This window comes from Arthrobacter sp. StoSoilB19, from assembly GCF_019977275.1.
Classification (GTDB): domain Bacteria; phylum Actinomycetota; class Actinomycetes; order Actinomycetales; family Micrococcaceae; genus Arthrobacter.
Genome location: NZ_AP024650.1, coordinates 1,835,871 through 1,848,515, shown reverse-complemented (window position 1 = coordinate 1,848,515; position 12,645 = coordinate 1,835,871). Strand labels below are relative to the sequence as shown.

Sequence of the window (12,645 nt, the reverse complement as noted above, 5' to 3'; positions counted from 1 at the left end):
CGGGTTAGCGGACTTCGAAGCCGGCTTCCCGGATCGCTTCCTTGACCTGGGACATCATGTTGTCCGGTCCCCAGTGGAAAATCGAAGCCGCCAGGACGGCGTCCGCGCCGGCTGCGACGGCCGGCGGGAAGTGTGCGGGCTCTCCGGCACCGCCGGACGCGATGATCGGGACCCTGACGGCAGCCCGGACCAGCTTGATGAGTTCGAGGTCGAACCCGTCCTTGGTGCCGTCGGCGTCGATGGAGTTCAGCAGGATCTCCCCCACCCCGCGGTCGGCCGCTTCCCTGGCCCACTCGATGGCGTCGATGCCGGTACCGGTGCGGCCGCCGTGGGTAGTCACTTCGAATCCCGACGGCGTGGGCTGGGACCCCGGGCGGGTGCGGCGGGCGTCAACGGACAGGACGAGCACTTGGGAACCGAAGTGCCGGGTAATTTCGTCGATGACGTCGGGGCGGGCCACGGCCGCGGTGTTGATGGAGGCCTTGTCGGCGCCGTAGCGCAGGAGCTTGTCCACTTCCGCCACGCCGCGGACGCCGCCGCCCACCGTCAGCGGGATGAATACTTCTTCGGCCGTGCGGCGGACAACGTCAAACGTGGTCTCGCGGTTGCCCGAGGAAGCTGTGACGTCAAGGAAGGTCAGTTCGTCGGCGCCGGCGTTGTCGTAGCGGTGGGCGAGTTCCACGGGGTCGCCGGCATCGCGCAGGCCCTCGAAGTTGACGCCCTTGACGACGCGTCCGGCGTCGACGTCGAGGCAGGGAATGACGCGTACTGCTACTGCCATGGGGTACTCCTGGAGTCTGTGTTGGTTGCTGCGGGGCCGGCTCAGATGCGGCAGGCGTGGATGCTGCTGACCAGGATGGCGCGGGCGCCGAGGTCGTACAGTTCATCCATGATGCGGTTGGTTTCCTTCTTGGGAACCATGGACCGGACGGCCACCCAGTCGGAGTCGCGCAGCGGCGAAACCGTGGGCGATTCGAGGCCAGGCGTCAGGCCGGCCGCCTTCTCCACGAGTTCCTTGCGGATGTCGTAGTCCATCAGCACGTACTGGCGTGCCACCAGGACGCCCTGGAGCCGGCGGATGAGGACGTCGATTTCCTTGGCGGTGCCGTTGGCGGCGCCCCCGTTGCCGGTGCGGCGGATCAGGACGGCCTCGGATTTGAGGATGGGGTCGCCGAAGATTTCCATGCCGGCGGCCTTGAGGGTGTTGCCGGTTTCCACGACGTCGGCGATGGCGTCGGCGACGCCCAGGCGGACCGAGGATTCAACCGCGCCATCCAGCCGGACCACCTTGGCGTTGATGCCGCGTTCGGCCAGGTAGTTGCGCAGCAGTCCGTCGTAGCTGGTGGCCAGGCGCTTGCCCTCGAGTTCCTCCACCTTGCTGAAGTCGCCGACGGGTCCGGCAAAACGGAAGGTGGAGCCGGCGAAACCCAGCGGCAGCAGCTCTTCGGCTTCCACGCCGGCGTCCAGGAGCAGGTCGCGTCCGGTGATGCCGACGTCGAGTGTTCCCTGGCCGACATAGACCGCAATATCGCGGGGGCGGAGGAAGAAGAACTCGATCTCGTTGTCAGGGTCCACCATGACCAGTTCGCGCGTGTCGCGGCGCTGGCGGTAGCCGGCTTCGGAGAGCATGGCGGAGGCGGCTTCGGACAGGGAGCCCTTGTTGGGGACGGCTACTCGCAGCATGGGAAATTCTTTCTGGGGTGGAAGGTCTGGGTTTTCAGGCAGTGCAGGCCACGGCGGGCCCGGCGGCAGTGCGCCGGACCGGTGGCTACAGATGCTTGTAGACGTCTTCCAGGGTCAGGCCTTTGGCGAGCATCAGAACCTGCAGGTGGTACAGCAGCTGGGAGATTTCCTCGGCCGCGGCTTCATCGGATTCATATTCGGCAGCCATCCACACTTCGGCTGCTTCCTCAACGACTTTTTTGCCGATGCCGTGAACACCGGACTCCAATTCAGCGACGGTGCGGGAGCCTTCCGGGCGGGTGGCTGCCTTCTCGCTGAGCTCAGCGAACAGCGTCTCGAAATTCTTCACGCCCTCCAGCCTACTTGGTGCAGCCGCAGCGGCGCTTCCCGGGCCGTTGCATGACGGGCGCGATGTGAGCGAATACACACACCGCGCCCGTGCGACAACCTGACGCCGGGTCCGGCGCTGCGCCTAGCTCCGGTACTGCTTGAGGACGACGGCGGTAGCCAGCGCAGCTGTCACGGCCTCATGGCCCTTGTCTTCCTTGGAGCCGGGCAGGCCTGCCCGGTCCAGCCCCTGCTGTTCGTTGTCGCAGGTGAGCACGCCGAAACCCACCGGCACGCCCGTGGACACGCTGACGTCGGTGAGGCCCGACGTCGCGGCCTGGCAGACGTAGTCAAAGTGCGGGGTTCCGCCGCGGATTACGACGCCGAGGGCAACAACGGCGTCAAAGTGCGGTGCCAGCCGCGCTGCGGCAACCGGGAGCTCGAAGCTGCCGGGAACCCGCAGCACTGTGGGCTCCGCGATGCCGGCGTCCTTGGCGGCCCGGAGTGCGCCGTCCAGGAGCCCGTCCATGATCTGTGTGTGCCAGCTTGCTGCGATGATGGCCAGTTTCAGCTGCGACGTCTCGGCCGGGTTGAGGGTGCTGAGGTCGATGTCGGGGGCGCCGTGTCCACTCATGGGTTCTTGTTCCGTTCAGTCTTGTTCGTGGTCGAAAGGGGTTTCAGGGGCGGGCACGGGCACGGGAGCCACCCCGGTGTCCAGCAGCAGCCGGTGTTCCATGCGGTCCTTCTTGGTGCGCAGGTAGCGGATGTTCTGTTCGCGGGACGGCACCTCCGTAGGCACCATTTCCACGACCTTCACGCCCGCCTTGGCCAGCCTGTTCTGCTTGTCCGGGTTGTTGCTCAGCAGCCGCACCTCATGCAGGCCCATTTCGGCCAGGATCTGGGCTGCGGCCTTGTAGCACCGGGCGTCAACGGGGAGGCCCAGCTGCTCGTTCGCCTCAACGGTGTCGAAGCCGGCCTCCTGCAGGGCGTAGGCCTTGATCTTGTTGGCCAGGCCAATGCCGCGGCCTTCCTGGCCGCGCAGGTAGAGCAGCGTGCCGCCGTTGTCCCGGATCAGTTCCAGCGCGAAGGCAAGTTGTTCGCCGCAGTCGCAGCGGTAGGAACCGAAGACGTCGCCGGTGAGGCACTCGGAGTGCAGCCGCACCAGTGGTGCTTTACCGTCAGTGGGAGCGTTGGGGGAACTGACGGCGAGGTGTTCCACACCCGTCACCAGGTCCGTCCATGCCTGTGCCACGAACTCGCCGAAGGCCGTGGGCAACTGTACAACCGGCCCTCCGCTGACGGGATGGGGCGCTGCGCCGGACACCGTGTGGTGTTTCCGGTGGCCGTTCTGGTGGCTGTCGTCGCTGGCTGCCGCTGCCGTCATCGCTTCTCCTTCTCTTCGCCCGGCGTTACCCGGACATCCTCACGCTGGGTTCCCCCGGCCCCGGCTTCAAGATACGCCACCAGGTCCTCGATGGAGATCAGGGGGCATCCATGTTCAGCTGCGAACGAACGGAGCCCGTCCAGGCGCATCATTTCACCGTCGTCATACACCACTTCCGCGATCACCCCGACAGGCTCCAAGCCTGCAAGGCGGCACAGATCCACCGCGGCCTCGGTGTGGCCCTGGCGTTCCCGCACTCCACCGTCAACCGCGCGGAGCGGGAAAATATGCCCCGGGCGGGTCACGGATGCAGGACCGGCGTGCGGGTCGGCCAGAATCCGGGCGGTCAGGGCCCGGTCCGTGGCGGAGATTCCGGTGCTGACGCCGGTGGCGGCGTCGCAGGACACCGTGTAGGCCGTGCCTTTGGCGTCCTCGTTGATCGCCGTCATGGGAGGCAGTGCCAGTGCATCCGCGCGGTCTCCGGTCAGCGGCACGCAAATGACGCCGGAGCTGTACCGGATGGTCCAGCCCATCAGGGCGGGCGTGGCGTGCTGGGCGGCGAAGATGATGTCGCCTTCGTTTTCGCGGTCCTCGTTGTCGACGACGAGCACGGGCCGGCCGGCGGCCATGGCCCGGACTGCGTCCTCAACGGAGTCCAGTCCCACGGCAGGCGCGGACGTCCGTCCATCGGTCACAGTGACAGCCTCCGCGGATGCGGCGGGTTCCAGGCGTACGGCGGCGTTCACCGTGCACCTCCTGCAACCGCGGCGCCACCGGTACCGGTTGCTGCATCCGCGTCGCGGAAGGCCAGCAGCCGCTCGGTGTACTTTGCCAGCACGTCGACCTCCAGGTTCACCCGGCTGCCGGTGGTTTTGGTCCCCAGGCCCGTTTCTGCCAGCGTGGTGGGGATCAGGCCTACCTCGAACCAGGGTTCCTGCTCCGAAGCCGGGCTGACGGTTGTCACGGTGAGGGAGACACCGTCGATGGCGATGGAGCCTTTCTCGGCAATGTAGCGGGCCAGGTTGGCGGGGACGCCAAAACGCAGCCGCTCCCAGTTGCCCTGGGGTTCGCGTTCCAGCAGGACCCCCACGCCGTCCACGTGGCCCTGGACCACGTGTCCGTCCAGTCGGCCGCCCGCGGGAACACAGCGCTCCAGGTTGACCGAATCGCCGGCCGCGAGTTCGCCGATGGTGCTCCGGACCAGGGTCTCCCCCATGACGTCCACGCTGAACTCCTTGCCGTCGATGGCGGTTGCCGTGAGGCAGACCCCGTTCACGGCGATGGAGCCGCCAAGTGCCAGGCCTTCGGTGGAGCCGGGGGCGTGCAGCCGCACGGTGGCGCTGGTGTTACCGTCACGCTCGACGGACAGCACCTGCCCCTGCTCGGCAATAATTCCGGTGAACATCAGTAGCCTCTCTCGGCTTGCTCCGCGCTGCCGCGGGTTGGTGGGTGGTCGAGTGCAACTTTCCGTTGCGGTCTGAGGTGAAGCCTGAGGTCCCGGCCGAGCGTCCGGACGGCGCCGCCGTCGGCCTCGTCCCATTCCCATTGCTGGGCGTCCGGGAGGCTGGTGATGCCCAGCCCGTTCAGGGCGGGGGTGCCGGATCCCAGCAGGGTGGGGGCAAGGTAGACGATGAGTTCGTCTACCAGGCCGGCAGAGAGGAAGGAGCTGAGGATCCGTGAGCCGCCTTCCACCATCACATGCCGGATCCCGGCTTTGTACAGCAGGGTCAACGCTTCGCGGGGGTTCCGGGTGGGGAGGTGGACAGCCAGGCCGTCATCGCCGTGGATCGCGGCGTCGTCCGGAATTCCGCGCAGTCCCATGACGGCCCGTACCGGCTGTTTGGGTGCGGGGTCTCCGGAGGGTTCCCGGGCGGTCAGGCGGGGGTTGTCCACCAGCACGGTCTGGGTGCCCACCAGGATGGCGTCGATGCGGCCCCGGATTCCGTGGTTGTCTGCCAGCGACTCAGGGCTGGAGATCCATTGGCTGGTGCCGTCTTCGGCTGCTATCCGGGCGTCCAGGGTCTGGGCGATGTGGAGGGTGACGAACGGGCGCTTGGCGGCGACTGCCTCAAACCACTGGCGGTTCAGGTCCAGGGATTCGTCGGCGCCGAGGCCACTGCGGACCCGGACGCCGGCCGCCCGCAGTGTTGCTGCGCCACCGGCCGCCGGGTCATGGGGGTCGTCGACGGCGTACACCACGTCCGTGATGCCGGCGTCGATGATCGCCTGCGTGCACGGCCCGGTGCGGCCCACGTGGTCGCAGGGCTCCAGCGTGACCACCATGGTGCAGCCGGAAAGATCAAGGCCGACGGCGGCGGCCTGGGCGATTGCGTCCGCTTCGGCATGCGCAGTGCCGGCACCGCGGTGGTAGCCGGTGACAAGTTGGCGCCCGTCAGGACCGACGACGACGGCGCCCACCAGGGGATTCGCTCCGCGCGCACCCTGCAGGGCTGCCTGCAGGGCGTGCTCCATGGCGCGGGTTTCGTCGGCGCTGAAGGCGGTAACCACCCCGGCCGCGGGCTTCAGTTCCACCGGGCCCGTCATGCGGCGGCCCGGACGGATGGGGTGCCTGCCTTGGAGGCGGCAGTATTTTCGGCGGTTAAGAGCCATCGCTGGGGGTTCATGCGTGCGTTCCTTCCCTGTCGAACCGCGATGGCTCCGGGGATACGACAGCAGAACGTTGCGGACCCAACGGGCCCACTGATACAGCTGTACGTGCTTCTCTCATCCAGACTTTAACTGTCGGTACCGGAATTCCACCGGTTCAACCGTCCGCCGGAATCCTCCTGGGAGGAAGCCGGCTCGCGGGTCGCGGACTGTCACCGCCGGTTCGGACTTACACCGACCCCGGAGCACGTATGTGTGTTGTTATTGTGCCACAACCGGCAGGGGCACCCGGTTATTCCGTCGCCCCGCGTAATGTCCGGCTGCCCTTGTGGCGCAGCAGGTCGATGGCTGCGGCGGGGTCATCGGCGCCGTAGACGGCAGAGCCCGCCACAAAGACGTTGGCGCCGGCCTCGGCGGCGCGGGTGATGGTTTCCTCGGTGATCCCGCCGTCCACCTGGATGGCAACTCCGAGCCCGGAGCCTTCCACAGCTTCGCGGGCCCGGCGGATTTTGGGGAGCGTGACGTCCAGGAACGCCTGGCCGCCAAAGCCCGGTTCCACAGTCATGATGAGCAGCATGTCCAGCTCCGGCAGCATGTCGAGGTACGGCTCCACGGGGGTGGCGGGGCGAAGCGCCATACCCGCTTTGGCCCCCCTGCTGCGCAGTTCCCGCGCCAGCTTGATGGGCGCAATGGATGCCTCGGCGTGGAACGTGACCGATGCCAGGCCTGCGTCGGCGAACCCGGGCGCCCAGCGGTCCGCGTCGGCAATCATCAGGTGGGCGTCGAGTGGAACCGGGCTGACGGCCTGGATCCGCTGCACCACCGGCAGCCCGATGGTCAGGTTGGGGACGAAGTGGTTGTCCATGACGTCCACGTGCACGGCGTCGGCGTTGCTGATCCGCCGCAGTTCGGCCTCAAGGTTGACGAAGTCGGCGGAGAGGATGCTCGGGTTGATGCAGCATTGCGTCACAGGGTTGCCTTTCGGATGAACGTGCGTTGGTCGCAGGGAAGTTCCAGCCCGCTGCAGGGAGCGGGCGGGGCTGGTAGCCGCAGGTCGGGAAGCCGGGAATTCTTCCTGATCAGGTTTCTTTGCCTGTCAGGGTTTCTTCTCCTGTCAGGATTTTTTCTGTATCAGGGCCAGGAACATGGCATCGGTGTGGTGGATGTGGGGCCAGAGCTGCGCGGTCAGTTCATGGCCCGCGCCAAGGCTTCCAGTGAGGCTGACTGCGTCAAGTGCGGCGCCGGCATCGAGGAGTTCCAGGTGGCCGCGCTTCCGGAGCACGTCGGCCACAACAGCTGTGGTCTCTGCCGGGTGCGGTGAACACGTCACGTAGGCCACCACTCCTCCGGGCCGAACCGCGGCCAGGGCAGAGTTCAGCAGCTCGCGCTGCAGTGGGCCCAGGTCTGCAATGTCCTTGGGCGAGCGACGCCACCGGGACTCGGGCCTGCGCCGAAGTGCCCCCAGGCCGGTGCAGGGAACGTCCACCAGGACACGGGAGTATTGCCCCGGCTGTTCGGCGCCTACATCCCGGCCGTCGCCGGTCCGGACCTGCCAGCTGTCCTGCGGTACGGCGGACAGTGCCTGACTGACAAGCTTTGCGCGGTGCGGGGCGGGCTCGTTCGCAAGAAGCGTGGCCCCCCGCTGGTGCGCAAGGGCACCAAGGAGTGCCGCCTTTCCACCCGGGCCTGCGCAGAGGTCGAGCCACGCTTCACCGGCACCATCGGCCGCCTGGCCGAGGTTCACCGCGGCCAGGGCCCTGGCCACCAGCTGGGAACCGACATCCTGCACCCGGAGGGTACCGGCGCGTACGGATGCCAACCGCCCCAGGTCACCGCCGCTGGAGAGCGCGGAGCCTTCCACCAGTTCCCCGGGGGTGGCACCGTTTTCCAGCGCTTCGTCGAGGCTGCCCAGCCCCGGCAGGGCCACAAGGTTGACCACAGGGGCGGCGTTGTCCGCTTCGAGCAGGTCGTTGATCTCGGCTGCGGGCCGGCCATGGGCCACGAGCGACTGGCGCATTGCCCGGACAATCCATTCGGGGTGGGCGTACCTGAGCGAGGCAATCTTCGTCTCGTCGGTTTCGCCCTCCACCAGCAGGTCCAGCCATTCCTCAAGGGGGTGGGCAGTGACCTTGCGGAGGACGGCATTGATCAGCGCCGAGGGTCCCGCCCCGATGACGGCACGGGCAAGTCCAACCGTCTGGTCCAGTGCGGCGTGCGCGGGGACCCGCATGGCCAGCAGCTGGTGGGCGCCGATACGGAGGGCGTCGAGGACGGCGGGGTCAAGCTGGGCCAGGGGCCGGTCCACGCACCGCGCCAGGATGGCGTCGTAGGTGCCTTGGCCGCGCAGGGCTCCGTAGCTTAGTTCCGTGGCGAATCCGGCGTCGCGTTTGTCCAGCCGGTGGTGCCGGATCCGCGCGGGCAGCACGAGGTTGGCGTAGGCGTCCTCCTCAGCCACGGCACGCAGCACTTCGAAGGCCACCAGGCGGGCTGGATCGGCGCGCCTGGTCCGCTGCGACGGCGCCTGCCCGGTGAAGTTCCGCTGCGGCCCGCGGTTGCGTTCCCGCCCTTTGGCATCCCTTCTGCTGGCATCCCGGGGTCCGCCCTTGCCGCGGCCGCCTCCTCCGGCGCTTCCCCCTCCGCCGGTGTTTGGTCCGCCCGTGTTCCGTCCACCTGTATTACCGCCGGACACGCTCATTCGAACACCACACCCTCCAGTGAAGCCATGCCGCGTGCCCAGTCGGCTGCAGCCATCATCTTTTTCCCAGCGGGCTGGACCCGGGTGAGTTCCACGGCGTGTGAACCTGTTCCCACCAACACGGCTTTCCCCTGCAATGCCACTGAGCCAGGGGCAAGTCCTGAAATATCCGGCCGGAGCCGGACAGGTTCGAGCTTGACCCGCTGCCCGTCCAGCAGGGTCCAGGCGCCGGGCTCAGGGGTGACTCCGCGTGCCTGCCTGTTGATGGCAAGGGCCGGGTGGGACCAGTTAAGGTGTCCGTCCTCCAGAGTCAGTTTGGGTGCCAGGGAGACCTCTCCGGCCTGCGGCTGCGGCGACGCTTTTCCGGCCTCGATGGCGGACAGTGTCTGCGCCAGCAGGACGGCACCGCTGTGGGACAGCCGCTCAAGCAGGTCTCCTGCCGTGTCCTGGGGCCTGACCGCCTCGGTGAGGGTGCCAAAAACAGGACCGGTGTCGAGTCCCTCTTCAAGCTGGAAGGTCACGGCACCTGTGACATCGTCTCCGGCAATGACGGACCGCTGGACCGGTGCCGCGCCTCGCCAGGCCGGCAGCAGGGAGAAATGCAGATTGACCCAGCCGTGCGCCGGTATGCCCAGGGCCGCAGGGGGGACCAGTCCGCCATAAGCAACGATGGCCGCGACGTCCGGCTGCACTGCGGCGATGGCGGCGACGGCGTCGGCGTCGACCCGGGCGGCACGGATGACATCAATGCCCAGTTCCCCGGCCCGTTGTGCCACCGGCGACGGCGTCAGTACGCGTTTGCGGCCTACCGGGGCATCGGGACGGGTCAGGACCGCGACCACGTTGAAGCCGGCATTGACGAGGGCGTCCAGGGATGGCACGGCGACGGCGGGCGTCCCCGCGAAGAGGACCCTCACCCTGCTCCGCCAAAGCTGGAGCCGGGGGTGCTGGTTTGGCCAAAGCCGGCACCGCCGAAACTCGATCCCACGTTCTTGGCGCGCTTGGCTGTGGTCCGACCGGCGACGGCGTCGTAATTGGCGTTGCGGATGGACCGCAAGGCAGCCTTCCGGTCTTCGCCTTCGAGGCGGTCGGTGTAGAGGATGCCGTCCAGGTGGTCATTTTCGTGCTGGAAGCAGCGTGCCAGCATGCCCTCCCCGTCGATGGACACCGGATGTCCATGCATGTCCACACCGGTGACCCGGGTGGCGCGGAAGCGGCGGACAGGGAAACCGAGGCCCGGAATGGACAGGCAGCCTTCCACCTGGTCCGGCTGGTAGTCCCCGCTGTTCTCCAGGACCGGATTGATGATGTGCCCTTCCACACCGTCGATGCGGTAGGTGAAGACGCGCTTGCTGACGCCGACCTGCGGGGCGGCAAGCCCTGCACCGTCCACGTCCTCCATGGTTTCGGTCATGTCGGCCACCAGTTTGGCAAGCTCGGGTCCGAATTCCGTCACGGGATCGGCAACTGTGCGCAGCACAGGATCACCGATGATGCGGATATTCAGAATAGCCATGCGCTGTTTGTCCTCACGGTTGGCGGCAAAGGGAACCTATCCAGTTTAGGTGCAGTCTCTCCGGGTCCATCCGGCGCTTAGGCGGTACGGGCCTGTGCCAGCGGCGGGGGTGCGATGGGCAGCAGCGCGGTGCCTGCACTGATGGTGTCCGCCGACAGTTCCCAGACCCGGCGCAAGGCGCAGAATTTCCACCAGTGGTGCTTGAGGACCTCGGGGTTGGCACGGACGGGCCGGACCTCCGTCTCCCCGATGGCGACGGCCAGCAGGACCGGGTTTTCGCCGTACTTCCAGGGCTCCCAGGTTCCCGCCTCCGCATCCACCAGGCTTTCCTCCGCCTTCATGCCGGCCACCAGCTGCATCACTACTTTGTCGTCCAGCGGTTTGACCAGGCCGTCGCGCGTTGTGCCCTTGGTCTTGTAGTCGATCAGGCAAATGCGTCCGTTGATCCGCGCCACAAGGTCAAGGGTGCCGGCGTAGCCCACGGTGTTGTTCCAGACCGTGATCTCGGGGGCGATGGGCTCCACCTGGAAGAGCTCCCACCACTCGTCGAAGCGGACCGCGAACGCTTCCTCCCCGTTGGCGGCCAACGCCTCACGGGCCTCCTTCATGGCGTGGGGACGTCCCAGCGCGCGCAACGCCACCTGCTCGCAGTAATTGTGGACGCGGTCCCCGCGCCGGGCGGCATCATCACGATAGGTTTCCGCAGCCTTGGCCGCACGGTTGATGGCCTGCTTGATTTTGGCCGGGCTGCCCAGGCAGTCCGACAGCAGCGGATCATTGGCCAGGCTGCTGGCACCCATGTAACCGAACCAGCCGTCAAGGCCATGCGGCTGCTGGCTGATAACCGTGGTGATGGAAGGTACGGAAAACTGCTCAGACGTTGACCGTGCGTACATCCGGCCGTATTCGGTGGCGTGGGCGAGAAGCGGATCAGTCATACAAAAGACTCTTTCACAGGGGGCCGACAAAAGCTCCGGGAGGCAGGCGCTGCACATGAAAAAGGCCCGTCTCCGCTGCTGATGAGCGGAAACGGGCCTCTGCGGTGGGCGATACTGGGTTCGAACCAGTGACCTCTTCGGTGTGAACGAAGCGCGCTACCACTGCGCCAATCGCCCCGATGCATTTGAATGCTAGCCCACCTCTGCCCTATTTCAAAAATCGAACAACACACCCCGCTGACCGGTACCGCGCCGCAGCCTCTGCCTGGCCGGGAATCCTCGAAAGCAGCCCGGCGGAGCACAGCCTGCCGCCCCCGGGCGCCCCTGCCGCCGTCGGAAATTACACACCTGTAACTCGCAAACTCCGCGTGGTTGCAGCGATCTGGAGGCACACAATGGGCGCAGGGCCGGAGCGATTTGGAGAATCCCGGAACCTCCGATATTGTTTTTACTCGTTGGAACGCGAGGAAATGCCGGAAACGGCAGGGAATCAACACTCCAAAATGCGGACGTAGCTCAGCTGGTAGAGCACCACCTTGCCAAGGTGGATGTCGCGAGTTCGAATCTCGTCGTCCGCTCGCAGGACACTGTCACAGCAAAGGTTCTTCGGAATTGACGCTAACACGGTGGGTTGGCCGAGAGGCGAGGCAGCGGCCTGCAAAGCCGTATACACGGGTTCGAATCCCGTACCCACCTCGGTGAAAACCATGGTTTCCGGATCCTTCGGATGCAATGGGCGATTGGCGCAGCGGTAGCGCGCTTCCCTGACACGGAAGAGGTCACTGGTTCGATCCCAGTATCGCCCACTGGCAAGGCAACTTGCCCGCAGTACCACCGGTTTACCGGTCCATCCTGCACACGCGGACGTAGCTCAGCTGGTAGAGCACCACCTTGCCAAGGTGGATGTCGCGAGTTCGAATCTCGTCGTCCGCTCTCTTACATCCCACAGCCGGTCTTCCGGTTCGGGGCGATTGGCGCAGCGGTAGCGCGCTTCCCTGACACGGAAGAGGTCACTGGTTCGATCCCAGTATCGCCCACCATGTAAAGCAGCTCTGCGGAGCTGCTTTTTTCGTATTCCCGATCCGCTGCAGGCGAAGTCCCTTGGCACACCTTTCACGCCCGGATAGGATCGAAGGCGCGAGGAGCGACCTGGCTCCGCGACAGAAGGGAGGTGCTCGTGGGTTTGATTGACGATCTAAAGGGCAAGGCTCAGGGTCTCATCCGCGGCAACGAGCAGGCCATCAAGGACGGCATCAGCAAGGCCGGCGATTTCGTCGACACGAAGACCGGCGGCAAGTACGCAGGCCACGTCGACAAGATCCAGGATGGCGCTTCCAAGCTCATTGACAAGAACGGAACCCCGGGCCAGGCACCTGCCCCCGGACAGGTTCCCCCGGCAGCTCCTGAAAATCCGGTTCCGCCGGTGGACAGGGCTCCGTAAAGGATTTGGCCGGGGCCTTGCCCCAGCACGTCAACGGGGCGCGGGTCCCGCCGC

Annotated in this window: 14 protein-coding genes, 6 tRNA genes and 1 riboswitch; of the genes, 6 read left to right on the top strand and 14 right to left on the bottom strand. The window is 66.6% G+C overall.

Features of this window, described 5'->3' with window-relative positions:
* Positions 1 to 4: 4 nt before the first annotated feature.
* The 14 genes from hisF to LDO86_RS08445 form a co-directional block, all read right to left on the bottom strand.
* Positions 5 to 781, bottom strand: a complete 777-nt coding sequence (gene hisF / locus LDO86_RS08510; protein ID WP_018770778.1) for an imidazole glycerol phosphate synthase subunit HisF — start codon at positions 779 to 781, stop codon at positions 5 to 7.
* 41 nt (positions 782 to 822) lie between these two features.
* Positions 823 to 1,683, bottom strand: coding sequence for an ATP phosphoribosyltransferase (gene hisG / locus LDO86_RS08505; protein ID WP_018770777.1), 861 nt, complete (start codon positions 1,681 to 1,683; stop codon positions 823 to 825).
* An 85-nt stretch (positions 1,684 to 1,768) separates the two neighbouring features.
* Entirely contained in the window at positions 1,769 to 2,032 is a 264-nt protein-coding gene (locus LDO86_RS08500; protein WP_009358176.1) for a phosphoribosyl-ATP diphosphatase, read from the bottom strand.
* 123 nt (positions 2,033 to 2,155) lie between these two features.
* Positions 2,156 to 2,644, bottom strand: coding sequence for a 6,7-dimethyl-8-ribityllumazine synthase (ribH, locus tag LDO86_RS08495; protein ID WP_018770776.1), 489 nt, complete (start codon positions 2,642 to 2,644; stop codon positions 2,156 to 2,158).
* Between the two features lie 15 nt (positions 2,645 to 2,659).
* Positions 2,660 to 3,394 carry a GTP cyclohydrolase II gene (gene ribA / locus LDO86_RS08490; RefSeq protein ID WP_018770775.1) on the bottom strand — a complete coding sequence of 245 codons (735 nt, stop codon included), beginning with the start codon at positions 3,392 to 3,394 and terminating at the stop codon, positions 2,660 to 2,662.
* Positions 3,391 to 4,089, bottom strand: coding sequence for a 3,4-dihydroxy-2-butanone-4-phosphate synthase (gene ribB / locus LDO86_RS08485; RefSeq protein WP_155845615.1), 699 nt, complete (start codon positions 4,087 to 4,089; stop codon positions 3,391 to 3,393). Before ribB ends, ribA begins: the two co-directional genes overlap by 4 nt.
* 47 nt (positions 4,090 to 4,136) lie before the next feature.
* Positions 4,137 to 4,799, bottom strand: a complete 663-nt coding sequence (locus LDO86_RS08480; RefSeq protein WP_018770773.1) for a riboflavin synthase — start codon at positions 4,797 to 4,799, stop codon at positions 4,137 to 4,139.
* Complete coding sequence (gene ribD / locus LDO86_RS08475) at positions 4,799 to 5,938, bottom strand: bifunctional diaminohydroxyphosphoribosylaminopyrimidine deaminase/5-amino-6-(5-phosphoribosylamino)uracil reductase RibD (RefSeq protein WP_224084421.1); 1,140 nt, start codon at positions 5,936 to 5,938, stop codon at positions 4,799 to 4,801. Before ribD ends, LDO86_RS08480 begins: the two co-directional genes overlap by 1 nt.
* A 167-nt stretch (positions 5,939 to 6,105) precedes the next feature.
* A riboswitch (FMN riboswitch) is annotated at positions 6,106 to 6,254 on the bottom strand.
* A gap of 39 nt (positions 6,255 to 6,293) precedes the next feature.
* Positions 6,294 to 6,971 carry a ribulose-phosphate 3-epimerase gene (gene rpe / locus LDO86_RS08470; RefSeq protein WP_018770771.1) on the bottom strand — a complete coding sequence of 226 codons (678 nt, stop codon included), beginning with the start codon at positions 6,969 to 6,971 and terminating at the stop codon, positions 6,294 to 6,296.
* A gap of 144 nt (positions 6,972 to 7,115) precedes the next feature.
* Positions 7,116 to 8,696 (bottom strand): transcription antitermination factor NusB, encoded by a 1,581-nt coding sequence (locus LDO86_RS08465; protein ID WP_018770770.1) that lies wholly within the window; start codon positions 8,694 to 8,696, stop codon positions 7,116 to 7,118.
* Positions 8,693 to 9,613 (bottom strand): methionyl-tRNA formyltransferase, encoded by a 921-nt coding sequence (gene fmt / locus LDO86_RS08460; RefSeq protein ID WP_018770769.1) that lies wholly within the window; start codon positions 9,611 to 9,613, stop codon positions 8,693 to 8,695. Before fmt ends, LDO86_RS08465 begins: the two co-directional genes overlap by 4 nt.
* A complete protein-coding gene (def, locus tag LDO86_RS08455) occupies positions 9,610 to 10,212 on the bottom strand; it encodes a peptide deformylase (RefSeq protein ID WP_018770768.1) in 603 nt (200 codons plus the stop codon). Before def ends, fmt begins: the two co-directional genes overlap by 4 nt.
* Before the next feature lie 77 nt (positions 10,213 to 10,289).
* On the bottom strand, positions 10,290 to 11,150 hold the full coding sequence (locus tag LDO86_RS08450; RefSeq protein ID WP_018770767.1) for a hypothetical protein: 861 nt from the start codon (positions 11,148 to 11,150) through the stop codon (positions 10,290 to 10,292).
* Between the two features lie 105 nt (positions 11,151 to 11,255).
* Positions 11,256 to 11,327, bottom strand: a tRNA-Val gene (locus LDO86_RS08445).
* A gap of 328 nt (positions 11,328 to 11,655) precedes the next feature.
* On the opposite strand from LDO86_RS08445, the gene LDO86_RS08440 reads away from it, so the two are divergent.
* From LDO86_RS08440 to LDO86_RS08415, 6 genes are all read left to right on the top strand, one after another.
* Positions 11,656 to 11,728, top strand: a tRNA-Gly gene (locus LDO86_RS08440).
* Positions 11,729 to 11,775: 47 nt separating this feature from the next.
* Positions 11,776 to 11,846 (top strand) — tRNA-Cys (locus LDO86_RS08435).
* 38 nt (positions 11,847 to 11,884) lie between these two features.
* Positions 11,885 to 11,956, top strand: a tRNA-Val gene (locus LDO86_RS08430).
* Between the two features lie 54 nt (positions 11,957 to 12,010).
* Positions 12,011 to 12,083: transfer RNA gene (locus LDO86_RS08425), tRNA-Gly, on the top strand.
* A gap of 32 nt (positions 12,084 to 12,115) precedes the next feature.
* Positions 12,116 to 12,190: transfer RNA gene (locus LDO86_RS08420), tRNA-Val, on the top strand.
* A gap of 137 nt (positions 12,191 to 12,327) precedes the next feature.
* Positions 12,328 to 12,591: an antitoxin gene (locus LDO86_RS08415; protein ID WP_026265999.1), complete on the top strand. Its 264-nt coding sequence runs from the start codon at positions 12,328 to 12,330 to the stop codon at positions 12,589 to 12,591.
* Positions 12,592 to 12,645: the final 54 nt, after the last annotated feature.